Raw genomic sequence first — 23033 nt, forward strand, 5'->3', positions numbered from 1 at the left:
CCATGACCGCAGCAACTCACGAGTCCTCCGCGACCGCCGCCGCCGGCCGGTCCGCCGTGGCCACCCCCCGCAAGGTGCGCGGCCGCGAGGAGCGCAGCCTCGGCTCCTCGATCGCCCTGCACGGCACGCTGATCGTCGCCACGGTGATCGCGGCCTTCCCGGTGATGTGGATCCTGTTCATCTCGCTCGGCCCGAAGAACGCCTGGCAGCAGCCGAGCGAGGTGTTCTCGCACCTCAGCCTGCACAACTACAGCGATGTGCTGTCCCAGACGGACCTGCCGAAGTGGTTCCTGAACACCGTCGTCGTGGCGGGCGGCACCACCGTGCTCGGCGTCTTCCTCGCGGCGACCGCCGGATACGCGGTGTCCCGGATGAAGTTCCCCGGCAGCAGGCAGCTGATGTGGACCTTCCTGGTCACGCAGATGTTCCCCAGTATCGTGCTGATCGTGCCGCTGTATCTCCTTATGTCCGAGCTGAACCTGCTGGACAACTACCTCGGTCTGATCCTGGCGTACGCGACGACGGCGGTGCCGTTCTGCGCCTGGATGATGAAGGGGTACTTCGACACCATCCCCAAGGAGATAGACGAGGCGGGCCGGGTCGACGGGCTCACCCCGTTCGGCACGTTCTGGCGGCTGATCGTGCCGCTGGCCAAGCCGGGCCTCGCCGTGACCGCGTTCTACAGCTTCCTCACCGCCTGGGGCGAGGTCGCGTACGCCACGCAGTTCATGCAGTCCGACCACTACACGCTCGCCGTCGGCATCCGCACCTTCGCTCAGGACCAGCGGCCCGACTGGGCGTGGACCTCGGCCACGGCGATCATCATCACCCTTCCGGCGGCCCTCGTCTTCATGCTGGTGCAGCGCAGCCTGGTCTCCGGTCTGACCGCCGGAGGCACGAAATCCTGACGGCCCGCCCGCACTTAGCGGACCCCTCGTACTCAGCAAGCGCCTCCGTCGTTCCCCCCGCACCCCTAAGGGAATCCATGACCCAGCACGCCACCGACGCACTCCCCACCGACGCCTCCTCCGCCGCCTCCGGGCGCCGGGAGTGGTGGCGCGACGCGGTCATCTACCAGGTCTATCCGCGCAGCTTCGCGGACGGCAACGGCGACGGCATGGGTGACCTGCCCGGCGTCCGGGCCCGGCTCCCCTACCTCAAGGACCTCGGCGTCGACGCGGTGTGGCTGTCCCCCTTCTACGCCTCCCCACAGGCGGACGCGGGCTACGACGTGGCCGACTACCGCGCGGTGGACCCGATGTTCGGCAACCTCACGGACGCCGACGACCTGGTGCGGGACGCGCACGGCCTGGGACTGCGGGTGATCGTCGACCTGGTGCCCAACCACTGCTCGGACCAGCACGAGTGGTTCAAGCAGGCGCTGCGCGAGGGCCCGGGTTCGCCGATCCGGGAGCGCTTCCACTTCCGTCCCGGCAAGGGCGAGAACGGCGAACTGCCCCCCAACGACTGGGAGTCGATCTTCGGCGGCCCGGCCTGGACCCGCGTCGAGGACGGCGAGTGGTACCTGCACCTGTTCGCGCCCGAGCAGCCCGACTTCAACTGGGACCACCCGGCCGTCCACGACGAGTTCCGCTCCATCCTGCGCTTCTGGCTGGACCTCGGCATCGACGGCTTCCGCATCGACGTCGCCCACGGCCTCGTCAAGGCGGCGGGTCTGCCCGACATCGGCCACGACGGGCAGGTCAAGCTGCTCGGCACCGAGGCCGTGCCGTACTTCGACCAGGACGGCGTGCACGAGATCTACCGCAGCTGGCGGCGGATCCTGGACGAGTACACGGGCGAGCGGATCGCGGTGGCCGAGGCGTGGACGCCGACCGTCGAGCGCAGCGCGCTGTACCTGCGCCCGGACGAGCTGCACCAGGCCTTCAACTTCTCCTATCTGACCACCGGCTGGAACGCGGCGGACCTGCGCGCCGTCATCGACCGTTCGCTCGGCGCCATGAACGCCGTGCACGCGCCCGCGACCTGGGTCCTGTCCAACCATGACGTGGTACGGCACTCCACGCGTCTCGCGGAAGGGGACGAGGCGCGTGGTCTGCGCCGGGCCCGGGCGGCGACCCTGCTCATGCTGGCGCTGCCCGGCTCGGCGTACCTCTACCAGGGCGAGGAGCTCGGGCTGCCCGAGGTCGTCGACCTGCCCGACGAGGTCCGCCAGGACCCGGCGTTCTTCCGCAGCGCGGGCCAGGACGGCACCCGCGACGGCTGCCGGGTGCCGCTGCCGTGGTCCGGCGAGGTCGCGCCGTTCGGCTTCGGTCCGGTCGAGGGCGGCCCGAGCTGGCTGCCGCAGCCGGCCTCCTGGAAGAACCTCACGGTCGAGGCGCAGGAGGGCGACCCCACCTCGACGCTGGAGTTCTACCGCAGCGCGCTCGCCGTGCGCCGCGAGCACCCGGCGCTCGGCGCGGGCCGTCAGGTGACCTGGCTGCCGACGCCCGACGGGGTCCTCGCCTTCCGCCGGGACACCGCCGAGGGCTCCTTCGTCTGCACGGTGAACCTCACCTCGGCCCCCCTCCCGCTGCCCACCCCGGGCACCCTGCTGCTCGCCAGCGCGGACGTCGAGCCGGGTGCCGAAACGACCGAACTGCCCGCAGATTCAACGGTCTGGTGGGCAGTCTGAGATGCGACCGGTACAGTCCAATCCTGTGACCACACGGCTTGCCGACATCGCAGCCCAGGCGGGGGTCAGTGAGGCGACTGTCAGCCGCGTCCTGAACGGGAAGCCGGGCGTCGCCGCGACCACCCGCCAGTCCGTCCTGGCCGCGCTCGACGTCCTGGGCTACGAGCGTCCGGTCCGGCTGCGGCAGCGCAGCGAGGGCCTGGTGGGCCTGATCACCCCGGAGCTGGAGAACCCCATATTTCCGGCTCTGGCGCAAGTCATCGGCCAGGCACTGACCCGCCAGGGCTACACCCCGGTCCTCGCCACCCAGACGCCGGGCGGCTCCACCGAGGACGAGCTGACGGAGATGCTGGTGGACCGGGGCGTCGCCGGCATCATCTTCGTCTCCGGTCTGCACGCCGACACCTCGGCGGACATGCAGCGCTACGAGCAGCTGCGCGCCCAGGGCGTCCCGTTCGTCCTGGTCGACGGTTTCTCGCCGAAGGTCCAGGCGCCCTTCATCTCCCCGGACGACCGCGCGGCGATGGCCCTCGCGGTCACGCACCTCGTCTCGCTCGGGCACACCCACATCGGACTCGCCCTGGGTCCGAAGCGGTTCGTGCCCGTGCAGCGGAAGATCGAGGGCTTCGTGCGCACGATGCAGGAGCAGTTGGGGCTGAGCCCGGCCGACATCGAGGAGCGACTGGTCCAGCACTCGTTGTACACCCTGGAGGGCGGTCAGGCCGCGGCCACCGCCCTCATGGACCGGGGGTGCACGGCGGTGGTCTGCGCGAGCGACATGATGGCGCTCGGCGCGATAAGGGCGGCGCGTCAGCGGGGCCTGGAGGTGCCGAAGGACATATCGGTCGTCGGCTTCGACGACTCCCCTCTGATCGCCTTCACCGACCCGCCCCTGACGACGATACGCAAGCCGGTCCCGGCCATGGGTCAGGCGGCGGTGCGGACGTTGCTGGAGGAGATCGGTGGAACTCCGGCACCGCACAGTGAGTTCGTGTTCATGCCGGAGCTGGTGGTGCGCGGTTCGACCGCTTCGGCCCCTGGGGACCGGAATCGTCCCTAAGGAGGAGCGCATACGTTGCGCGTAGGACTCCTCCCGTCGTAGAACGTGCGGCCGGGACCAGACCAGGGGATGATCGGTCGCGGAACGCTTTTCTGGCAGACTTTGTGCCTATGGGTGAGACGACCGTGACGACACTGGAAGGCCAGGACCGGGCCGCTCCACGCCCCGTCGCGGAGGAGAACGCGGGGAAGGCGTTTCTGCGCCGGCGGCACACCCCGCGTCGCCCCCGCTTCTGGTTCGAGATCCTGCTCATCGCCGTGAGTTACTGGACGTACTCACTGATCCGCAACGCCGTGCCCGAGCAGAAGCAGGAGGCGCTGAGCAACGCCGACTGGCTGTGGCGCATGGAGCACCACCTCGGGATCGCCGTCGAGCAGTCGGTCAACCACGCCGTGAACTCGGTGACATGGCTGATCATCGGGATGAACTACTACTACGCGACGCTGCACTTCGTCGTGACGCTCGGGGTCCTGGTGTGGCTCTATCGCAGCCACCCCGGCCGGTACGCGGCGGCACGCCTCGCGCTCTTCGCCACCACGGCGGTGGCCCTGCTCGGCTACTACTTCTTCCCGCTCGCCCCACCCCGCCTGATGAACGGCGGTGACTTCGTCGACACGGTGGTCGTCCACCACACGTGGGGTTCCATGGCCTCCGGGGACCTCAAGCACATGTCGAACCAGTACGCCGCGATGCCGTCGATGCACATCGGCTGGTCCCTGTGGTGCGGTCTGACCATCTTCGCCCTGGCCTCGGTGCCGTGGGTCCGCGTCCTGGGCCTGCTCTACCCGGCGGCCACGCTGCTGGTCATCGTCTCCACCGCCAACCACTTCTGGCTGGACGCGGTGGGCGGCATGCTGTGCCTGGCCTTCGGCTTCACGGTTGCCCACCTCTGGTACGGGGCCCTGCCCCACGCCCTGCCCCGCTGGGTTCCCGGGACGCGTGGCGCGCCCCTGGTGCCGCTGGAGGCCTGACACCCGGAGCTGTCGTCGCACGGGGCCCGTCGATCATCGACGGGCCCGTTCGCTGTCCGCCTCCGGCTCAGTCCCCGCGGTGCACCACGTGCCCGCCCGTCACCGTCAGCCGTACCGGCGCCTGGGCCAGCTCGTCCGCCGGTGCGGCCACCGGATCGAGGCCGAAGGCCGTGAGGTCCGCTCGCAGCCCGGGAGCGATACGTCCCGACTCGTGGCCCTCCCCCGCGGCGAGGGCCGCGTGCGTCGTACAGCCCTCCAGCGCCTGGATCCCGCTGAGGCCGCCCCCGGCGGCAGCGGCACCCAGGGGCTCCCGGGCGGTCGCGAGCACCCCCCGGGCGTCGTACGGGGCGATCGGCCAGTCCGAGCCGAGGGCGACCACGGCACCGGCCTCCCGCAGCGCGCGGATCCGCCAGGCCCGCCCGGCCCGCTCGGTCCCGAGCCGCCGCGACCACTCGTCGCCGTGATCACCGCGCGTGTACGCGGTGTGCGGCGGCTGCATGGACGCGACGACCCCGAGTCGCGCGAACCGGGCGAGCGTGTCGTCCGGCACGGTCTCCACGTGCTCGATCCGGTGAACGAACCGACCACTGTCCCCGAGGCCCTCCACGGTGTCGAGCACGTGCCGCACGGCCGCGTCCCCGATCGCGTGGGTGGCCGTACGGACCCCGGCGGCGTGCAGATGCCGTACGGCGGCGGTGTACGCCTCGGGATCGGGCCAGAACGCCTCGGTGCCCTGCCCGTGACAGTCCGCGTGCTCCAGCCACGCCGTGCCGCCCTCGACGGTCCCGTCCATGAAGAACTTGACCCCGCCGACCCTCCAGTGCCGCCCCCGCCGCCCTTGGAGCGCGACGAGCCCGTCCAGGGCCTCCCGGTCGGCGCCCGGCATGCACCAGGGCGCGAACCGCAGCCGCACCGGCAGCACGCCCTCCGCGGCGACGGCCCCCACCAGTTCCAGATCCCCCAGGTCCATCACATGGGCCGCGGTCAGCCCGGTGGCCGCCATCGCGGACAGCAGCTCGACGAGCCGGGCCCGCCGCTGACCGTACGAGGACCGGGGCATGACCTCCGCGACCAGTTCCATGGCCGCGTGCTCCACGAGATGCCCGGTGGGCCGCCCGTCGCCGTCGCACACCACCTCCGACCGCTGGACGAAGGAGCGCGCTCCCGTGACACCCGCGGCCGCCAGGGCCGCCCCGCTGACGAGGGCCGAGTGCCCGTCGTACAGCCGCAGGAAGGCGGGCGCGCCGACGAGTACGTCCTCGACGAGCGACCGGTGCGGGGGCCGCCCGCCGAAGACGTTGTGGTCGAGCCCGAACCCGATGACCCACCCGTCGATGCGGGCCGCGCCCCGGAGCGCGTCGCGCAGTCCGTCGAGATCCCGTACGGCGGACAGGTCGACGCCGGTGGCCATGTCCAGTCCCCACACGGGGTGGCTGTGCGCGTCCACCAGCCCCGGCACGAGGTGCGCCCCGGCCAGGTCGACGATCTCCGTTCCCGGCCCACGCCAGTCCCGTACGTCACTCTCGTCACCGACCGCGGCGATCAGCCCGTCGCGGACGGCGAGGGCGGTGGCGTACGGACGGGCGGGATCGAGGGTGCGGACTTCGGCGCCGGTGAGGACGAGCTCGGCGGTGGGCATGCGGGTGACTCCCTTGGGACGAAGGACTATTCGGCGGGTTCGGCGGCGAAGTCCGCGTAGATCTCGGGCCGTTCGCGCCGCAGCCACCACGCCAGCGCGAGACCGACGACGAAGACGGCGGGCGACAGGACGATCAGCACGGTGTTCACCGTGGCGGAGGCGCCGGTGAACAGGTCGATGTGGGTCACGACCAGCCCTATGGCCGTCGCGAGCAGCACGGTCGCGACCACCGGCGCGACCACGGTCCGCAGCACCCCCTCCTCGTGCCGCACCCGCCGGAAGTAGCAGGGCACGGCGATCGCGGCGAGCAGCTGGAGCGCGAACAGCCCGATCATCCCCGGGGTGTTGACCCACAGCAGCAGCTGCCCGTACGGATCCGCCCCCGCCGCCCAGAAGCCGAGAACGACCACCGCGCCGAGCACGGTCTGCACGATCCCGGCGACGTACGGGGAGCGGTGCCGCGGGTGGATACGGCCCAGTGCCCGCGGCAGCACGCCCTCTTCCGCGAGGGCGAGGCCGTACCGGTTGATGGCGTTGTGGAAGGCGAGCAGCGAGGCCAGCACGCTGGTGATGATGAAGAGGTGCATCAGGTCGGCCGCCCAGCCGCCGACGTACGTCGTGATCGCGGAGAAGAAGAGCCCGCCGGGGTCCTTGGCCGCGGCGCGCACGACCTCCGCGTTCCCGAAGGCCTGGATCACGACCCACACCACGAACGCGTAGAAGAGCCCGAGGAACCCGACGGCCGCGTATGTCGCCCGCGGCACCGTGCGCTCCGGGTCGCGAGCCTCCCGCCGGTAGATGACGGTGGACTCGAACCCGGTGAACGCGGCGAAGGCGAAGGCGAGCACGACGGCCGTCCCCGGCACGAGCACATGGCCGGGCGTGAAAGAGGCACCCGACAGCCCGTGCGCGCCCCCCTTGAGCAGCACTCCACCGGCGAGCAGCACGAGTATCCCGGTCTCGGCGACGAGCAGCACGCCGAGCAGCTTCGCCCCGAAGTCGATGGACCGATAGCCGCCGTAGCCGATCACCAGCAGCCCGGCCAGCGACACGGGCAGCCACGGAACATCGGTCCCGAAGAGGGCTCGCACGGTGTCCTTGCTGGCACTGCCGAGCAGGCCGTAGACGCCGATCTCCATGCCGTTGTAGCCGATGAGGGCGAGCAGCGCGGCGCCGATGCCGACGGGCCGTCCGAGCCCACGGGTGATGTACGCGTAGAACGCGCCGCCGCTGCGCACATGCCGGCTCATGGTGGTGAAGCCGACGGCGAAGACGGCGAGCGTGACACCGGCGATGAGGTAGCCGACGGGTGCGCCGATCCCGCCGAGCAGGATCGCGAGCGGGGCAACACCCGCCATGACGGTCAGGGGAGCTGCGGCCGAGACGACGAAGAAGGCGATGTCGGCGGTGCCGAGGGAACCGGAGCGGAGGGTCGCCGTGGGAGTCGGCGTTCTCTCCGCGGAGGTGGTGACGGGCATGCGAGGGAAGCCCTTCTGGCCGGGGGACGGGAACGGGTCCGGGCGTGCGGGGCGACCCGGAGTCCCGGGGCGGGGGTGACCCGGGACGCATTAACCTAAAGGCTTTCGGTTTCCGCAATGTAACCTCCCGTTGGGCATCCGGGAAGACCTCAGGGAGAACACAGATCATGGGACGGCCGCGCACACCTCTCCTCGACCGCGAGCGCATCACCACGACGGCGCTCGAACTGATCGATGAGCGGGGAGAGTTCAGCGTGCCGCAGATCGCCAAGCGGCTCGGCGTGCAGACCGGCTCGGTGTACCACCATGTGGACGGCCGCGACGGCATCGTGGAACTCCTGCGCGAACGGGTGTCCTCGGCCATCGACACGCACACCCTGTCCCTGACCCCCTGGGACACGGCCCTGGCCGCCTGGGCGCGCTCCTACCGCGCCGCCTTCGCCGCGCACCCGAAGACGATCCCGCTCCTGACCACCTCACCCGTACGAGCGCCCCGCGTCCTGGAGCAGTACGAGCGCGCGGTCACCCTCCTGCTCGACGCCGGCTTCCCCCTGCCCGACGTCATGCCGGTGATCATCGCCCTGGAGAACCTGGTCCTCGGCTCGGCCCTGGACCTGGCGGCCCCCGAGACCATGTGGGAACTCCCGGACGAGACGACGACACCGCGCCTCGCGGCGGCACTGGACGCGGTGGGCGAGGGCCGCGCGGACCGGGCGTTCGAACTGGCGCTGGAGGGATTCCTGGCCCACGCGAGGGCCTTGCAGGCGGCGTGAGCGACTACCGCCCGGCGTGAGCCGTCACCGCCCTGCGTGAGCGATTACCGCCCGGCGTGAGCCGTCACCGGTCGGCGTCGGGGTGGGCCGCACCCCGGAGCGCGTCCAGCAGCCCGTGCAACGCCGGCCGCTCCGCGGCACCGGGAGCCGCTTCCCGCACCGCCGCGTACAGAACCCGCACCGGCTCAGGAGCGCGCACCTTCCGCACCACCACACCAGGGTGCCGACTCCCCAGCCCGAGCCGGGGAATCAGACTCACTCCGAGCCCGGCCGCCACGAAGCCCTGAGCGGTGGCGTAGTCCTCGCTCTGCACCGCGAACGAGGGCCGGAACCCGGCAGCCGCACAGGCGTCCAACTGCGCGTCGAGACAGGGCCCCGGCCACTCGCTCCCGACCCACGGCTCATCGGCCAGTTCCGCCAGTTCGAGCAGCCGCCGCCCCGCGAGCCGATGCCCCCTGGGCAGCACGACCCGGTACGGATCATCGAGCAGCCGCACCAGCCGCATGCCCTCGGGGCCGGTACCGTCGGCCCGCACCACGAGGGCGAGATCGGCCCGTCCCTCCTTCACGTCGGGCAGCGGATCCTCCACATCGATCAGCTTCAACTCCACGCGCACGCCGGGGTGTTCACGCCGAAACCGCGCAACGGCGGGAGCGACCAGCGCGGCCCCGGCCGTGGCGAAGTACCGCACCGCGAGCCGCCCCGTCCGCCCCGCCCGCAGATCCGCGAGGGCGGTCTCCGCCTCGGCGACCTGCCGCCCGATGGCGTCCGCGTACTCGGTCAGCAGCAGCCCCGCAGCGGTGGGCCGTACCCCGCGCCCGACCCGCTCCAGCAGCTCGGTCCCCGCCTGCTTCTCCAGCGCCCCGATCTGCTGACTGACGGCGGAGGGCGTGTACCCCAGATCCGCCGCGGCCGCCGTCACCGACCCGCTGCTGACCACAGCCCGCAGCACCTGCATACGCCGCACATCAAGCATGAAGCACACCTTAACAGTGCATGCAAAACACTTCACTTGTCCTCAACTCAAATCCCAAGGACCGTAGACCGCATGCCAAGCCCCCACCCCCCCTCCCCTCTCCGTTCCTCTCTCCGCATGGCCATCCTGGCGCTCCTCTGGGGCTCGGGCTTCCTCTGGATCAAACTGGCCCTGGACCACGGCATGTCCCCCGCCCACCTGACCCTCACGCGCTGCGCCCTGGGCACGGCGGTCCTCCTGCTCCTGGCCCGCGGGGTGCGTCAGCGCCTCCCCCGCTCCCGCGCTCTCTGGCTCCATGTGACCGTCGCGGCGCTGTTCTGCAACGCGATCCCCTTCGCCCTCTTCGCGCTCGGCGAGCAGACGGTCGACTCGGGGATCGCGGGCGTCATGAACGCGACCACCCCCCTCTGGTCGCTCCTTCTGGGCGCGGTCCTCGGCACGGACCGCTCCCTCCACCCCCTGCGCCTGACCGGCCTGTTCCTCGGCTTCGCGGGCGTCCTGCTGATCTTCGCCCCCTGGCAGCACGACGGCCTGGCCGGCTGGGGCGCCGGAGCCCTCCTGGCCGCCGCGGCGAGCTATGCGATCGCGTTCACCTACATGGCCCGCCACCTCACCCCCCGCGGCGCCCCTCTGGCCGTATCGGCGGCCCAACTCCTCATGGCCACGGCCTGGACGACCCTGGCCCTCCCCACGGCGGCCCCCACCCACCCCGACACCACGGCCCTGCTGGCGGTCACCGTCCTCGGCGTCTTCTCCACCGGCCTGACCTTCTACCTCAACTACCGCATGATCGCCGAAGAGGGCCCCACCAGCGCGGCCACGGTCGGCTACCTGCTCCCCGTGGTCTCGGTGACGCTCGGCGCCCTGGTCCTGAACGAGACGCTCGGCCTGCGCACACTGGCGGGCATGGCGGTGGTCCTGGCCGGAGTGGCAGCCACCCGCACCCGCCCCCGGACGGAAGGGGCCGTGCCGGTACGTCGAAGCCCGTCGCTTACGTCCGGGTCCGGAAGCGGCTCCCCACAGGGCAACGCCTGATCCGGCGGCGACGGGCTGACGTACCGGCACGGCCCCGACCCGCCCACCGAGCCGCAGCCCCAGGCCCCAGATCCGAGACCCCAGACCCAAACCCAGACCCAGACCCAGCCCCCAAGGCTCACGCCCCGTAGAACAGCACCTCCACCACGGCCCGAGCCCGCCGAGTGGTCCGCCGGTAGTCCTCGATCATGTCGCCGACATGACCGGGCCCGTACCCCAAGTACCGCCCGACCGCGGCGAGTTCACGCCCGTCGGAGGGAAACGTGTCCCCGGCCCGCCCCCGTACCAGCATCACCGCGTTGCGCACCCGCGTCGCCAGCACCCACGCCTCGTCCAGGATGGCCGCGTCCTCCCCGGACACCAGCCCCGCCGCGCACGCCGCGCCCAGCGCCTCCCGTGTCCGAGTGGTCCGCAGCCCCGGCTCCGCCCACCCGTGCTGCAACTGGAACAGCTGCACGGTCCACTCCACGTCGGACAGCCCACCCCGCCCCAGCTTGGTGTGCAGCGTCGGATCGGCCCCGCGGGGCATCCGCTCCGACTCCATCCGGGCCTTCAGCCGCCGGATCTCCCGTACGGCGTCGTCACCGAGCCCCTCCGCGGGATACCGCAACGGATCGACCAGCTCGATGAACCGTCGCCCCAGGTCCTCGTCCCCCGCGACGAACTCGGCCCGGAGGAGGGCCTGCGACTCCCACACCAGCGACCACCGCCGGTAGTAGGCCTCGTAGGAGTTCAGCGTCCGCACCAAGGGCCCGGACTTCCCCTCGGGCCGCAGATCGGCGTCGATCAGCAAGGGCGGATCCGCACTGGACACCTGAAGCAACCGCCGCATCTCCGAGACAACCGCGTTGGCCGCCCGAGATGCCTCCTGCTCGTCGACACCTTCCCGGGGCTCGTGCACGAACAGCACATCCGCATCGGACCCGTAACCGAGCTCGTGCCCCCCGAACCGCCCCATCCCGATGACGGCGAACCGCGTGGGCAGCGTGTCCCCCCACCTGTCCCGCACCACGGCCCGCAGGGTCCCCGCCAGCGTCGCCGCCGTCAGGTCGGACACCGCACCGCCCACCTGATCCACCAGCGCGCCCTGATCGGCGACGGCGGGTGTCTCCTCGGTGCCGTACGAGGCGACGATGTCCGCGGCGGCCGTACGGAACAGCTCCCGCCGCCGCACACCACGCGCGGCGGTCACCGCCTGCTCGCCCCCGTCGGCCCGCCTCACCGCGGCGAGGATCTCCTGCTCCAGATGGGCACGGCCGCGCGGTTCGAGGCCGCCGCCGTCCCCGTCACCGAGCAGCGCGACGGCCTCCGGCGCCCGCATCAACAGGTCGGGAGCGAGCCGCCCGGCCGACAGCACACGCGCCAGGTTCTCCGCCGCAGCCCCTTCGTCCCTCAACAGCCGCAGATACCAAGGGGTCTTGCCCAGGGCGTCCGAGACCTTGCGGAAGTTCAGCAACCCGGCGTCGGGGTCGGCGGAATCCGCGAACCACCCCAACAGCACGGGCAGCAGGGTCCGCTGAATCGCGGCCTTGCGCGAAACCCCGGAGGCCAGCGCCTCCAAATGCCGCAGCGCCGCGGCCGGATCTGCGTACCCGAGGGCGACGAGCCGCTCCCGCGCCGCGGTCGGACTCAGCCGGCTCTCGCCCGGGGCGAGTTGGGCCACGGCGTCCAGCAGCGGCCGGTAGAACAACTTCTCGTGCAGCCGCCGTACGACAGCCGCATGCCGCTTCCACTCACGGTTCAACTCGACGACGGGATCGGCCCGAAGGCCGAGCGAGCGCCCGATGCGCCGCAGATCGGCATCGTCCTCGGGCACCAGATGGGTCCGCCGCAGCCGGTAGAGCTGTATCCGGTGCTCCATGGACCGCAGAAACCGATAGGCGTCGTCGAGCTGCACGGCGTCGGCCCGCCCGACATAACCACCGGCCGCGAGCGCCCCCAACGCGTCCAGCGTGGTCCCGCTGCGCAGCGAGGTGTCGGCCCGCCCGTGCACCAACTGCAGGAGCTGCACGGCGAATTCGACATCGCGCAGTCCCCCCGGTCCGAGCTTCAGCTCACGCTCGATCTCGGCGACCGGAATGTTCTCCACGACCCGCCGGCGCATCTTCTGTACGTCGGCGACGAAGTTCTCCCGCTCTGCGGCGTGCCACACCAGGGGCGCCAGCGTGGCCACGTACTCCTCGCCGAGCCCGAGGTCCCCGGCCACGGGCCGAGCCTTCAACAGGGCCTGGAACTCCCAGGTCTTGGCCCAGCGCTGGTAATAGGCGAGGTGGCTGCTCAAGGTCCGTACAAGCGGCCCGTTCCGCCCCTCGGGCCGCAGATTCGCGTCGACGGGCCAGATGCTGCCCTCGACGGTGGTCTCGGAACAGATCCGCATCATGTGGGAGGCGAGCCGGGTGGCGGCCTGCAGCGCCTTGCGCTCGTCAGCCCCTTCCACCGCCTCCCCCACGAAGATGACATCGACGTCGGACACGTAGTTCAGCTCGTGCCCCCCGCACTTCCCCATCGCGATCACCGCGAGCCGGCACAGCGCGGCGTCGTCGGGCGCGGCGCTCCTGGCGATGGCGAGCGCGGCGCGCAGGGTGGCCGTGGCGAGGTCGGCGAGTTCGGCGGCGGTCTGGGCGAGGTCGGTGGTGCCGCACACGTCACGTGCGGCGATGGACAGCAGACAGCGCCGGTAGGCGACGCGCAGGGCGACGGGATCGGTCGCCTGCGCCAGCCCCCGCTCGAACTCCCGCACCCCGGGGTGGAGGTCCTGCGGCTCGTACGTCACGAGCGCCTGCCAGTCGCTCGGGTGCCGGGCGAGGTGGTCGGCGAGGGCGGCGGAGGCACCGAGGACGCCGAGCAGCCGGTCGCGCAGCGGCTTGGCCGCGATCAGGGTGTCGAGGAGTTCCCGCTCGGCGATGTGGCCGTCCTGCGCCTCGACGAGCCGGACGAGCCCGAGCAGCGCGAGATCGGGATCGGCGGTGGCGCCGAGCGCGTCGAGGAGCACCGGATCGGACCGTATGGGCTCGAGTTCCGCGCCGTCCAGGAGGCGCTCGGCGGCCGACGGATCGGTGAAGCCGTGTCGCAGCAGCCGCGTGAAGGTACTGCTCCTGCGCCCCGGCACCATCATCCTCGGCCCTCCCGTCGGATCAGGTCGCACGACCGGTCCGATCAAGGTCGTACGAGCCCGAGCCTAACCCCGGTCCCCGCGGTGGCGCCCCGCGCCGGAATCGGCTTCCGTAGGAGGTGTCCTTGGATGTGGTCCGCGCGAGCGGCGAGGAGGGTAGGAAAAGTAAGAAGGCGAGCGGGGTGGCGGCGACCGCGCAGGCCGGAAGGTAAGCAGTTCATCAGGTCTTCACCCCGCCGGTTGGGCGGCTTGGCACAGGGGAATGTTGGCGTGTGCATGCTCTGTCCGCACCGCCACCGTCGCCTTCCCCCCCACCGGAGGTCTGAAGTGTCCGGCAGAACCGTGTACCGCCGCAGTCGTGCCGTCGTGGCGTCCGCCCTCGCCTTCACCGCAGCCGCGGTGGGCCTGTGGACCGGCCTCGGCGGCTCCACCACCGCGCACGCCGCGGCCGGGGTGCCGACCCCGGACCACGTGGTCGTCGTGGTCTTCGAGAACCACGCGTACAGCCAGGTGATCGGCTCCTCCAGCGCCCCGTACATCAACTCGCTCAAGACCGGCGGCGCCAACCTCACCTCGTCGTACGCCGAGACGCACCCGAGCCAGCCCAACTACTACGCCCTCTTCTCCGGCTCCACCCAGGGCGTCACCGACGACAGCTGTGTCACCCCCGGCTTCTCCTCCGCCGCGAACCTCGCCTCCGAGGTGATCGCGGCGGGCAGGACCTGGGCCAGCTACAACGAGACGCTGCCCAGCCAGGGCTCCACGACGTGCAGCAGCGGCAACTACGCGCAGAAGCACAACCCGTGGTTCGGCTTCAGCAACGTACCGACGTCGTCCGCGAAGACCTTCACCCAGTTCCCGACGGACTACACGACGCTTCCGCAGGTCTCCTTCGTGGTCCCCAACCTGTGCAGCGACATGCACGACTGCTCGGTGTCGACCGGTGACACCTGGCTGAAGAACAAGCTGGGCGCGTACGCGACCTGGGCCAAGACCCACAACAGCCTCCTCGTCGTCACCTTCGACGAGGACAACCGGCTCAGCGGCAACAAGATCCCGACCGTGTTCTACGGCCAGCAGGTGACCGCGGGATCCACCAGCTCGACCACCTACAACCACTACGACCTGCTGCGCACCCTGGAGGACTCGCAGGGCCTGTCGACCCACGCGGGCAACGCCGCCTCCGGCAAGGACATCACCGGCATCTGGACGTCCTGAGATGTACGTGGCGGACAGCCGCGCCTCCACGAGTGCGGCGTCCGCGGAAGGCGCCGTCCGGCTTCGTGCCGGACGGCGCCGTGCCGCGGTCGCGCCCACGGTGCTGGCGCTCGGTGCGGTCAGTCTCATCACCGACGTCTCGTCGGAGATGGTCACGGCGGTACTGCCCCTGTACCTGGTGACGGGCCTCGGCCTGTCCCCGCTGGGCTTCGGCCTCCTGGACGGCATCTACAACGGCTTCTCGGCACTCGTCCGGCTGATCGGGGGCCACCTGGCCGACCGCGGCGGCGGCCGCCACAAGTGGGTGGCGGGCTTCGGCTACGCCCTCTCGGCGGCCTGCAAACCCCTGCTGCTCCTGGCCCACACGCTCACCCCGATCGGCCTGGTCCTGGCCGCCGACCGCACCGGCAAGGGCCTGCGCACGGCCCCGCGCGACGCGCTGATCTCACTGTCGAGCACGCCGGAGACACGGGGGCGCGCGTTCGGCGTGCACCGGGCGATGGACACGGCGGGCGCGCTGTTCGGTCCCCTCGTGGCCTTCCTGATCCTGCGGGCCACGGTCGACGGGTACGACGCGGTGTTCACGGTGAGCTTCTGCGTGGCGGTGGTGGGCGTACTGGTCCTGGTGCTGTTCGTGCCGAACGGTGCGCGTACGACAGCGACCAGGGCAGGAACAGGGACGACACCGGCGGGAACCCCCGGGGACACCGCACCTCGCCCCACGCTCCGCGCGGCCCTCGCCCTCCTCGCCCGCCCCGACCTGCGCCGCGTCACCCTCTGCGCGCTCCTCCTGGGCCTCGCGACGGTCAGTGACTCCTTCGTCTACCTGCTCCTCCAGCGCCGCCTGGGCGTGCCGGACCGCTGGTTCGCGCTGCTGCCTCTCGGCACGGCGGCGGCCTTCCTGCTCCTGGCCGTCCCGCTCGGCCGCCTCGCGGACCGGGTCGGCCGCTGGCGGGTGTTCCTGGCCGGCCACGGCGCCCTGCTCCTCGCGTACGCCCTCCTGCTCACCTCCTGGCACGGAACGGCACTGCCGTACGCCGTCCTGCTCCTGCACGGCTGCTTCTACGCCGCCACCGACGGCGTACTGATGGCGGTGGCCTCGGAGAGCGTGCCCGAGGAACTGCGCTCGTCCGGTCTCGCCCTCGTCCAGACGGGCCAGGCCCTGGCCCGTTTCGTCTGCTCGCTCGGCTTCGGCGCGGCGTGGACGGCTTGGGGCGACCGTACGGCGCTCACGGCGTCGACGGTGGCGCTGGCGCTCTGCGCCCTGTTCGCGCTCACGCTCCGCCGTCCCACCCCCTCCGCCCCTTCAGAAGGCCTCGCATGACCCTCCGTACCCGCATCCTGGTCCTGATCTCGGCGCTGGTCGTCCTGGCGGGCGTGGCCACGGCCTCCGTCCTGCACGCCTCGGCCCGCGCGGACCGCAGGAACCAGGCCCAGCCCGGCGGCCCGAGAATCGCCGCGGGCACGGTCGCGCTCACCACCGGGTCCGGGAGCCGCATGATCTTCCGGAACATGGCCTGGGGCCCGCACCGCGACGAACTGACGACGGTCCCGGCATCGGACCCCTCGGGGCCCCGAACGGCGTCGAAGGTCAAATGCCTCCGCTTCTACGCGGCCGCGGGCACCGGCGTCTGCCTCCAGTCGGTGCACGGCCCGGTCCAGGACACCTACCGGGCCGTCATCCTCGACGCGCGCCTGCGCGAGACGGCCCGCTACGACGTCCCCGGCATCCCGTCCCGCGCCCGTGTCTCCCCCAGCGGCCGGTACGCCGCGTGGACGGCCTTCGTCGGCGGCGACTCGTACGCGGGTACGAACTTCTCCACACGCGCGGCGATCGTGGACACGAGGACAGGGAAACTGACCCCCTCCTTGGAGGCGTTCCGCGTCGTCAAGGACGGCAGGACGTACCACGCGGCGGACGTCAACTTCTGGGGCGTCACGTTCGCGGCCGACGACCGCACGTTCTACGCGACGCTGGCGACGATGGGCAGGACGTACCTCGTCCGGGGAGACCTCCGGGCCCGCACCCTCACAACCCTCCACACCAACGTCGAATGCCCGTCCCTCTCTCCCGACGGCACGCGCGTCGCCTACAAGAAGCGCGTGCCGGGCCTGTCGAAGGACGCCCCCTGGCACCTGTACGTCCTCGACCTGCGCACGATGCGCGAAACCCCGCTGGCCGAGACCCGCAGCGTCGACGACCAGGCGGTCTGGCGCGACGACCGCACGATCGTCTACGCCCTCCCCGGCGACTACGGAGCCGACCTCTACACCGTCCCGTCCGACGGCACGGGAAAGCCGCGGCGCATCAGCACCGCGGCGGTGTCTCCCGCGTACGTGAACTAGACGACGGCGTACGCGAACCGGGCGACGGCGTACGCGAACCAGACAAGGGCCTACGTGAACCAGACAATGGTCTACGTGAACCAGACGAAGGCCTACGTGAACCAGGCGAAGGCGCCCTGGGTGGTGAAGGCCAGCTCGGCGAAGCGTTCGCCGATACGGCGATGGGTGGCGGCGTCCGGGTGGAGCTGGTCGGGCAGCGGCAACTCGGCGAAGTCGGCCTCACCGTAGAGGTCCAGGCCGTCCAGGTAGTGCAGGTTCGGGTCCTCGGCCGCCCGCTGCTCCACGATCCGGGCCAGCTCGTCGCGGATGACACGCAACGTCAGTTTCCCGCTCGCGCGCTCCGCCGGATCCCCCACGGCCAGGAACCGCAGCCGCCCCGCACCGAGATCGGAGAGGTCCGGGGCGCTGGGCCCTGGCGTGTCCTCATGCATGGGACAGAGAAGAGGCGAGACGACCAACAGCGGCGTGGTGGGATGCCCCTCACGGACGGTGTCGAGAAAGCCGTGCACCGCCGGGCCGAAGGCACGCAACCGCATCGCATCGGTGTTGACCAGATTGATCCCGATCTTGACGCTGATCAGATCGGCGGCGGTGTCCCTCATGGCCCGCGCGGTGAACGGATCGAGCAGAGCGCTCCCGCTCAGCCCCAGGTTGATCAGTTCCACACCGGCGAGGGAGGCGGCGAGCGCGGGCCAGGTGGAGGTGGGCCCGGCGGCGTCGGAACCGTGACTGATCGAGCTGCCGTGATGCAGCCACACCTTGCGTCCCCGGTCCGGCGCGGGCTCGACGGGGGCGTCGGTGCGCAGGGCGACCAGTTCGGTGGTCTCGTTGTGCGGCAGCCAGATCTCGACGTCCTTGACGCCGTCGGACAGACCGTCGAAACGGAGGGTACCGACCGCTCCCGGCCGGGTCGAGGCCGCTCCCGTGGCCAGGTCGATGGTCATCGCGTTGCCGCCGATCACGCTCGCCTGCCCCGCCGGCCGGCCGTCGACGACCAACTCGTACACCCCGTCCGGACGGGGCGGCGCACCCACGTAGACGAGCTTGGTGGGCAATGTGTCCAGCTCGACGGCGGTGGCCCGGGTACGGAAGACCAGCCGTACGCCGGAGGGCTGGGCCTCGGCCATGGCGAGCTGTCCGTCGGGGATCTGTCTGCGGGCCCGGGCGGGCAGCCGGTGCGGGAGGACACCGTGTTCGGTGGGCTCCAGGTCGAGGGCGCCGCGCAGGAGGTCGGCGGTGACGGGTGTGGTGATCCAGTCGTGGTCGGTGGTCATGGCCTCGGTGTCTCCATCGACATCTCGGGTGCCGGAATCGACAGGAGGGACGATTCCGGCGGGACGATCAGGGGGCGGATACGGGCCCGGTCGCTGTCGCTGTTGTCGCCGCCGCGCTCGCGGGCCAGTTCCGCAGCAGCGCGTCGAGGGCGTCCAGCATCCGCACCCAGGTCTCCTGCGTGTCGGGGGCGCTGTGGCTGAACCCTCCCCCCATCTCCAGGCTGACGTAGCCGTGGAAGAAGCTGCCCAGCAGCCGAACGGCGTGCGTCTGGTCCGGCTCCGTCAGCTCGTAGCCACGCAGGATCGCCCGCGTCATCTGCGCGTGCCGCCCACCGGCGCTGGCTGCGGCCGCTTCCGGGTCGAGCCTGAACTGGGCGGCGGCGTAGCGGCCGGGATGCTCCCTGGCGTAGTCGCGGTAGACGTTCGCGAGAGCGGCCAGGGCGTCCTTGCCGGCCCGCCCGGCCAGCGCGGCGGCGCCCCGGTCGGCGAGTTCCTCCAGGGCGAGCAGGGCGATCCGGGTCTTGAGGTCCTGGGAGTTCTTCACGTGCGAGTACAGGCTCGCGACCTTCACGTCGAAGCGTCTGGCGAGCTCTGAGACGGTCACCTGTTCGAAGCCGACCTCGTCGGCCAGCTCCGCCCCCGCGAGGACCAGACGTTCCGTGGTCAACCCGACGCGCACCATAACCTTCCTCCTATTCACCAGAACAGCTCATTCATTTGCCTAACACTTTTAGGCAATTTACCATGACACTCATGAAGCCGCTGACCGAACAAGAGATCCGCGCCGCGTTCGTGAACTGCACCAAGGGCGAGGCGAAGCGCCTGTCCGTCCCGCGCGATCTGACCGACCGCCCCTGGGACGACCTGGACTACCTCGGCTGGCGAGACCCCCAGTCCCCCGAACGCACCTACCTCGTCCTCGAACTGAACGGCCACCCCAAGGCCCTGGTCCTGCGCAGCCCCAGCCCCACCTCCTGGCAGACCCGGCGCAGCATGTGCTCGATGTGCCTGACCACCCACACCGGCGGCGTCTCCCTGATGGTCGCCCCGAAGGCGGGCAAGGCCGGCCAGCAGGGCAACTCGGTCGGCGCCTACATATGCAGCGACCTCTCCTGCTCCCTGTACGTACGAGGCAAGAAGGACGCGGGCGCCGGCGCCCGCCTCCACGAGTCACTCACACTGGAGGAAAAGATCCAACGAACGGTGACGAATCTGGCGGCGTTCATCACGAAGGTGACCACCTGACTCCGTACACCCTCGGCTTGCGCTCCCGTGAGGAGCAGAGCTACAGGCTGTCCAGAAAACGAACGACGGCGGACAGCCCCCGGAACTTCCACCTGTGCTCACGGCTGCAGAACCGCCGTCTCCGCCACCGACTGCCCGGCTGCTCGACCGGCGCATCGCACCATGTGCACGGCCGGGTCCGCGTCCCGTCCCTCAATCCCCCGCTCACGCCCGACTCCCCCACTCCCGCTGCCGTACGGCTACGACGAGCCACTGATCATCGGACTCACCCCACCGGGGGCTCGTCCCGCTCCGGATTTATTCTGCTTCGATGATCAACCAGCCGCTTGAGGGCACTGCCGTCCGCCTCGTCCGTCTGTCCCCCGACCACGCCGAGGCGCTCTTCCCGTCGGCGTCCGACCCCGAGGTCTGGCGGTGGATGCCCCGGGCACGACCCGAGACCGTGGCCCAACTGCGCGAGTGGCTCGGCGAGATGACCGCCGACCCGACACGGCGCTGCTTCACGGTGCAGCGCCGGGACGACGACACGGTGATCGGTTCAACCAGCATGTACGACCTCGACCTGGCCGAGAGCCGCACAGAGATCGGCGCGACCTGGTTCGACCGTTCCTGCTGGGGCGGCCCCTACAACGTCGAGTCCAAACTGCTGCTGTTCACCCACGCCTTCGAGGACCTGCACCTGGCTCGGCTGGCCCTGCGCACCGACAACCTCAACGTGCGCTCCCAGCAGGCCCTGGCCCGCCTCGGTCTGGTCCACGAAGGCACCCTGCGCAGCCATATGCGCCGCCCGGACGGCACTCGCCGCGACTCCCTGTACTACAGCCTGCTCGCCGACGAATGGCCCACCGTCCGCGATGCCTTGCGCGCCCGTGTCACCGCCAAGTCCGTTGCCTGAGCCGACCCTCACCGCCGGCGACGTTCTCCGAGTTCTCGCTCAAGCGCCCATGGTCCCCGTGGGGTCAGAAGCGGTAGTGGTCGGTCGCCAGGTGGCTTCTCTGCCTTGCCCCAGCAGGGAAAGCTGTAACTCACTGGCCGGCGTAGGGGCTTTCCGGTCCCGTGCTTAAGGTCCGGCGATGCGACGGCCGCGCTCAGCGGCGCGGAGAAGGGCCTGAGCCACGCGTTCGGCGTCGTCAGGGCACAAGTAGATCTCGTCGGTCCACAGCACCGACAGCCGAACGGTGCCGTTCATCAAGTTGGTGGCCACGTCCACCTCGACACCGTTCCCGGTGGTGTCGGTGACGTTCAAGTCCTGGTCGCTGCTGTAGGCGCTCACGATGATGAGCATGCCCGGCCATCAACCGGGACTGCCGGGTATGGAGGATGTCTTGACCGCCAGAAGCGGCTACGGGACGCACCCTGAGGTAATCGCTGAGGTCCTGGCCGCGGTCGGCGATTCCGCGGTCGTGCTCTCGTACGAGGAGGATCGTGCGCTTGCTGGAGTCAGCTTGAGCCGCTTCGGTGCGGTGGGGTCGACTCGGCTGGACTGGCACGGCGTTGAAGTTCTTGAGCGATCCACCGCTTTCGATGGTGCGGAGCTGCGCAGGCTGGTGTACGACCACGGGGACGAGCGTGAGCTCGCAGTCGTGTTCTGGAGCAATCTCGCAGCGCCCTCGGTCGCCCTGGATGCCAACGCGGTGGCGATCCACGCCGAGACGCTGTTGGACTGCTCTCCGGAAAGCTGGATCTACCTCGCCGACAGTGGGGTGCTGATCGAGTTCCAGGACGGTGACGGATTCACCGTCGGCCGAGTGCCGGACTGACCGGTATCGCCCGTTCCTGGCTGAGACCCGCGAGCAGGCGGTGGCGGGGAGGACTGGCAGCTTCTGCTGAAGACCCACGCCGATCAGTTCGCAGAACTGGAAGCTCACCTCGTGGCACACCGTCCGTGGACGAACCCGGAGGTTTTCACGGTGGCCGCCGTGGCCGGGTCCGAGACTTACCCGGGCTGGGTGGTCGCGACCACGTCGCCGCTTCCTGCCGCCGAGCAGGACTCGGCCCCTCGCCTTCGGCGGCCAGGTCCTGTGCCCGGCCCGTGGTGGCGGCCACCTGCTCCACCTCTCCGGCGGTCAGCTGTGAGTCCGCCGGCCACGACGGATACAGGCTCTTGTCCCGCGCGTGAGTGTCGTCGTACCCGGCGGGCGAGTGCGCTTTCCACAGCGGCTACCGCTCGCAGGGCGCGCCGCGACTCCGTCCGGCAACGGCCGCGCATGGTCTGATACGGCGCCGTGAACGCCGTAGGGCCGACGGTCGGCGACCGTCGGCCCTACGTGTTGTTCTGGCGGGAAAGCCGCTCTGACCTGCGCCTACAGGACCGGCAGGTTCTTGCGGAGCTCGAAGGCGGTGACCTCGGAGCGGTACTCCTCCCACTCCGACTTCTTGTTGCGCAGGAACTTGTGCGGCGTGGGTCAGTCCTCGGATGACCCACGTTCGGGCGTCAATGACCTGCAACCGAGTGGTCGTCTACGGTCGTTGTTGGTCGCCCTGGGCCGTCCTTCGACGGCCCACAGACGGCCCAAGTCAGTTCGCCGCAGGCAGATATAAAGCCTCCTCAAGTCAGTCCGCGCGGTCGGAGCCTCGCCAACCAGCAAAGAAAGACGCACGGCAGGACCAATCCTCGGCTGCCGTCCAGAGGGCTGGCCCAGTGCCGTCAGGCTGGTCGCATCTTTGGATGGCTCCTCGCTTCGGCGTAGGCGCTCACGTAACCCACCAAAGGTCGTGCGTCATATTCCCCGACTCAGCGCACGCTCCATTTCATGGCGCGCTGATTGCATCTGCACAGCTCCCATGCCCATTTCTTCGAGTTCCTCTAGGTCATCTAGCACCTCTCGTATGCGCGAGTCAGCTGGACCACACCCGAGGAACCGTGCTAATTGTGCAGCCGCCTTGTCCCATTCCTGCATTACGAAATGGAGCACCAGCAGATTTCCCCGAGCTTCTGCCTCACCGTCGCCTCCTGCGGAGATGCCGCGGGAAAGTATCTCCATGGCACGATTCCAATGATCATACTCATCCGATCTATTAAGAAGGCGTGCGATCACCCCGCATGCACAATGAAACCATGCGTCTTCAGGGTCGAGCTCAACGGCACGGGCGAAGTCCGCCTGGGCCTCGTCATAACGCCGCAATTCGCGGTAGGTCCACCCGCGTTGGGCAATGATCCAGTCGACATTAGGATCCAATTCAATAGCACGATTGAAGTCCGCGAGGGCCTCGTCATAGCGCTTAAGAGCTCGATAAGCCTGCCCACGCCAGGCTATCGCCCAACCATAAT

At 70.4% G+C, this 23033-nt stretch carries 20 protein-coding genes and 2 pseudogenes; 13 read left to right on the plus strand and 9 right to left on the minus strand.

The features are described 5' to 3' along the window. Positions 1 to 2: 2 nt before the first annotated feature. The 4 genes from ACFZDJ_RS02690 (at position 3) to ACFZDJ_RS02705 (ending at position 4666) form a co-directional block, all read left to right on the plus strand. Entirely contained in the window at positions 3 to 908 is a 906-nt protein-coding gene (locus tag ACFZDJ_RS02690; RefSeq protein ID WP_168508280.1) for a sugar ABC transporter permease, read from the plus strand. Positions 909 to 985: 77 nt separating this feature from the next. Continuing rightward, positions 986 to 2635: a glycoside hydrolase family 13 protein gene (locus ACFZDJ_RS02695; RefSeq protein ID WP_384904927.1), complete on the plus strand. Its 1650-nt coding sequence runs from the start codon at positions 986 to 988 to the stop codon at positions 2633 to 2635. Positions 2636 to 2660: 25 nt separating this feature from the next. Beyond that, complete coding sequence (locus tag ACFZDJ_RS02700) at positions 2661 to 3695, plus strand: substrate-binding domain-containing protein (RefSeq protein WP_390927960.1); 1035 nt, start codon at positions 2661 to 2663, stop codon at positions 3693 to 3695. A gap of 110 nt (positions 3696 to 3805) precedes the next feature. Beyond that, the gene (locus ACFZDJ_RS02705; protein WP_391055551.1) at positions 3806 to 4666 is read left to right on the plus strand and encodes a phosphatase PAP2 family protein; all 861 of its coding nucleotides are present in this window, start codon (positions 3806 to 3808) and stop codon (positions 4664 to 4666) included. A 67-nt stretch (positions 4667 to 4733) separates the two neighbouring features. On the opposite strand, the gene ACFZDJ_RS02710 is transcribed toward ACFZDJ_RS02705, so the two are convergent. Together ACFZDJ_RS02710 and ACFZDJ_RS02715 are read right to left on the minus strand one after the other, a co-directional pair. After that, positions 4734 to 6305: an amidohydrolase family protein gene (locus ACFZDJ_RS02710; RefSeq protein ID WP_391055553.1), complete on the minus strand. Its 1572-nt coding sequence runs from the start codon at positions 6303 to 6305 to the stop codon at positions 4734 to 4736. Between the two features lie 26 nt (positions 6306 to 6331). After that, on the minus strand, positions 6332 to 7783 hold the full coding sequence (locus ACFZDJ_RS02715; RefSeq protein ID WP_168508283.1) for an APC family permease: 1452 nt from the start codon (positions 7781 to 7783) through the stop codon (positions 6332 to 6334). Positions 7784 to 7950: 167 nt separating this feature from the next. Between ACFZDJ_RS02715 and ACFZDJ_RS02720 the strand changes: the two genes are divergently transcribed. Then, positions 7951 to 8556 (plus strand): TetR/AcrR family transcriptional regulator C-terminal domain-containing protein, encoded by a 606-nt coding sequence (locus tag ACFZDJ_RS02720; protein ID WP_168508284.1) that lies wholly within the window; start codon positions 7951 to 7953, stop codon positions 8554 to 8556. Positions 8557 to 8620: 64 nt separating this feature from the next. On the opposite strand, the gene ACFZDJ_RS02725 is transcribed toward ACFZDJ_RS02720, so the two are convergent. Then, on the minus strand, positions 8621 to 9532 hold the full coding sequence (locus tag ACFZDJ_RS02725; RefSeq protein ID WP_391055556.1) for a LysR substrate-binding domain-containing protein: 912 nt from the start codon (positions 9530 to 9532) through the stop codon (positions 8621 to 8623). 117 nt (positions 9533 to 9649) lie between these two features. Between ACFZDJ_RS02725 and ACFZDJ_RS02730 the strand changes: the two genes are divergently transcribed. Then, positions 9650 to 10567, plus strand: coding sequence for an EamA family transporter (locus ACFZDJ_RS02730; protein ID WP_391055560.1), 918 nt, complete (start codon positions 9650 to 9652; stop codon positions 10565 to 10567). 118 nt (positions 10568 to 10685) lie between these two features. Here the strand turns inward: ACFZDJ_RS02730 and ACFZDJ_RS02735 are convergent, their stop codons facing one another. Further along, on the minus strand, positions 10686 to 13682 hold the full coding sequence (locus tag ACFZDJ_RS02735) for a bifunctional [glutamine synthetase] adenylyltransferase/[glutamine synthetase]-adenylyl-L-tyrosine phosphorylase (RefSeq protein ID WP_391055563.1): 2997 nt from the start codon (positions 13680 to 13682) through the stop codon (positions 10686 to 10688). A gap of 324 nt (positions 13683 to 14006) precedes the next feature. Here ACFZDJ_RS02735 and ACFZDJ_RS02740 point away from each other — a divergent pair, with 324 nt between their 5' ends. The 3 genes from ACFZDJ_RS02740 to ACFZDJ_RS02750 are packed head-to-tail and all read left to right on the plus strand — an operon-like array spanning position 14007 to position 17243. Beyond that, a complete protein-coding gene (locus ACFZDJ_RS02740) occupies positions 14007 to 14897 on the plus strand; it encodes an alkaline phosphatase family protein (protein ID WP_384904952.1) in 891 nt (296 codons plus the stop codon). A gap of 1 nt (position 14898) precedes the next feature. Then, on the plus strand, positions 14899 to 16221 hold the full coding sequence (locus ACFZDJ_RS02745; protein WP_390927950.1) for an MFS transporter: 1323 nt from the start codon (positions 14899 to 14901) through the stop codon (positions 16219 to 16221). After that, positions 16218 to 17243: a TolB family protein gene (locus tag ACFZDJ_RS02750; protein WP_391055565.1), complete on the plus strand. Its 1026-nt coding sequence runs from the start codon at positions 16218 to 16220 to the stop codon at positions 17241 to 17243. Before ACFZDJ_RS02745 ends, ACFZDJ_RS02750 begins: the two co-directional genes overlap by 4 nt. A 92-nt stretch (positions 17244 to 17335) precedes the next feature. On the opposite strand, the gene ACFZDJ_RS02755 is transcribed toward ACFZDJ_RS02750, so the two are convergent. Together ACFZDJ_RS02755 and ACFZDJ_RS02760 are read right to left on the minus strand one after the other, a co-directional pair. After that, positions 17336 to 18517 (minus strand): GDSL-type esterase/lipase family protein, encoded by a 1182-nt coding sequence (locus ACFZDJ_RS02755; protein ID WP_391055567.1) that lies wholly within the window; start codon positions 18515 to 18517, stop codon positions 17336 to 17338. Positions 18518 to 18584: 67 nt separating this feature from the next. Further along, positions 18585 to 19199 carry a WHG domain-containing protein gene (locus ACFZDJ_RS02760; RefSeq protein ID WP_390927944.1) on the minus strand — a complete coding sequence of 205 codons (615 nt, stop codon included), beginning with the start codon at positions 19197 to 19199 and terminating at the stop codon, positions 18585 to 18587. A 71-nt stretch (positions 19200 to 19270) separates the two neighbouring features. On the opposite strand from ACFZDJ_RS02760, the gene ACFZDJ_RS02765 reads away from it, so the two are divergent. Next, positions 19271 to 19762: an FBP domain-containing protein gene (locus ACFZDJ_RS02765; RefSeq protein ID WP_384904964.1), complete on the plus strand. Its 492-nt coding sequence runs from the start codon at positions 19271 to 19273 to the stop codon at positions 19760 to 19762. A 310-nt stretch (positions 19763 to 20072) separates the two neighbouring features. Beyond that, entirely contained in the window at positions 20073 to 20657 is a 585-nt protein-coding gene (locus ACFZDJ_RS02770; RefSeq protein WP_391055570.1) for a GNAT family N-acetyltransferase, read from the plus strand. A gap of 165 nt (positions 20658 to 20822) precedes the next feature. Here ACFZDJ_RS02770 and ACFZDJ_RS02775 read toward each other — a convergent pair whose 3' ends face one another. Then, positions 20823 to 21035 carry a hypothetical protein gene (locus tag ACFZDJ_RS02775; RefSeq protein ID WP_384904966.1) on the minus strand — a complete coding sequence of 71 codons (213 nt, stop codon included), beginning with the start codon at positions 21033 to 21035 and terminating at the stop codon, positions 20823 to 20825. A 10-nt stretch (positions 21036 to 21045) separates the two neighbouring features. Here ACFZDJ_RS02775 and ACFZDJ_RS02780 point away from each other — a divergent pair, with 10 nt between their 5' ends. Continuing rightward, on the plus strand, positions 21046 to 21522 hold the full coding sequence (locus ACFZDJ_RS02780; protein WP_391055573.1) for a hypothetical protein: 477 nt from the start codon (positions 21046 to 21048) through the stop codon (positions 21520 to 21522). Between the two features lie 60 nt (positions 21523 to 21582). Further along, a pseudogene (gene cutA, locus ACFZDJ_RS02785) lies at positions 21583 to 21978 on the plus strand (divalent cation tolerance protein CutA); the annotation flags it as partial. 87 nt (positions 21979 to 22065) lie between these two features. Here cutA and ACFZDJ_RS02790 read toward each other — a convergent pair. Continuing rightward, positions 22066 to 22152: pseudogene (locus tag ACFZDJ_RS02790) on the minus strand (glutamine synthetase); the annotation flags it as partial. Positions 22153 to 22482: 330 nt separating this feature from the next. Beyond that, on the minus strand, positions 22483 to 23033 hold a 551-nt coding region (locus ACFZDJ_RS02795; RefSeq protein ID WP_391055575.1), incomplete at its 5' end, for a tetratricopeptide repeat protein.

Source organism: Streptomyces sp. NPDC007896, from assembly GCF_042959425.1.
Classification (GTDB): domain Bacteria; phylum Actinomycetota; class Actinomycetes; order Streptomycetales; family Streptomycetaceae; genus Streptomyces.

What these genes read in the sequence shown, in the direction of transcription:
- ACFZDJ_RS02690 (WP_168508280.1), top strand. Translation starts at nt 3, where the DNA reads ATGACCGCAGCAACTCACGAGTCCTCCGCGACCGCCGCCGCCGGCCGG.
- ACFZDJ_RS02695 (WP_384904927.1), top strand. Translation starts at nt 986, where the DNA reads ATGACCCAGCACGCCACCGACGCACTCCCCACCGACGCCTCCTCCGCC.
- ACFZDJ_RS02705 (WP_391055551.1), top strand. Translation starts at nt 3,806, where the DNA reads ATGGGTGAGACGACCGTGACGACACTGGAAGGCCAGGACCGGGCCGCT.
- ACFZDJ_RS02710 (WP_391055553.1), bottom strand. Translation starts at nt 6,305, where the DNA reads ATGCCCACCGCCGAGCTCGTCCTCACCGGCGCCGAAGTCCGCACCCTC.
- ACFZDJ_RS02715 (WP_168508283.1), bottom strand. Translation starts at nt 7,783, where the DNA reads ATGCCCGTCACCACCTCCGCGGAGAGAACGCCGACTCCCACGGCGACC.
- ACFZDJ_RS02720 (WP_168508284.1), top strand. Translation starts at nt 7,951, where the DNA reads ATGGGACGGCCGCGCACACCTCTCCTCGACCGCGAGCGCATCACCACG.
- ACFZDJ_RS02725 (WP_391055556.1), bottom strand. Translation starts at nt 9,532, where the DNA reads ATGCTTGATGTGCGGCGTATGCAGGTGCTGCGGGCTGTGGTCAGCAGC.
- ACFZDJ_RS02730 (WP_391055560.1), top strand. Translation starts at nt 9,650, where the DNA reads ATGGCCATCCTGGCGCTCCTCTGGGGCTCGGGCTTCCTCTGGATCAAA.
- ACFZDJ_RS02735 (WP_391055563.1), bottom strand. Translation starts at nt 13,682, where the DNA reads ATGATGGTGCCGGGGCGCAGGAGCAGTACCTTCACGCGGCTGCTGCGA.
- ACFZDJ_RS02745 (WP_390927950.1), top strand. Translation starts at nt 14,899, where the DNA reads ATGTACGTGGCGGACAGCCGCGCCTCCACGAGTGCGGCGTCCGCGGAA.
- ACFZDJ_RS02750 (WP_391055565.1), top strand. Translation starts at nt 16,218, where the DNA reads ATGACCCTCCGTACCCGCATCCTGGTCCTGATCTCGGCGCTGGTCGTC.
- ACFZDJ_RS02755 (WP_391055567.1), bottom strand. Translation starts at nt 18,517, where the DNA reads ATGACCACCGACCACGACTGGATCACCACACCCGTCACCGCCGACCTC.
- ACFZDJ_RS02760 (WP_390927944.1), bottom strand. Translation starts at nt 19,199, where the DNA reads ATGGTGCGCGTCGGGTTGACCACGGAACGTCTGGTCCTCGCGGGGGCG.
- ACFZDJ_RS02765 (WP_384904964.1), top strand. Translation starts at nt 19,271, where the DNA reads ATGAAGCCGCTGACCGAACAAGAGATCCGCGCCGCGTTCGTGAACTGC.
- ACFZDJ_RS02770 (WP_391055570.1), top strand. Translation starts at nt 20,073, where the DNA reads ATGATCAACCAGCCGCTTGAGGGCACTGCCGTCCGCCTCGTCCGTCTG.
- ACFZDJ_RS02780 (WP_391055573.1), top strand. Translation starts at nt 21,046, where the DNA reads ATGCCCGGCCATCAACCGGGACTGCCGGGTATGGAGGATGTCTTGACC.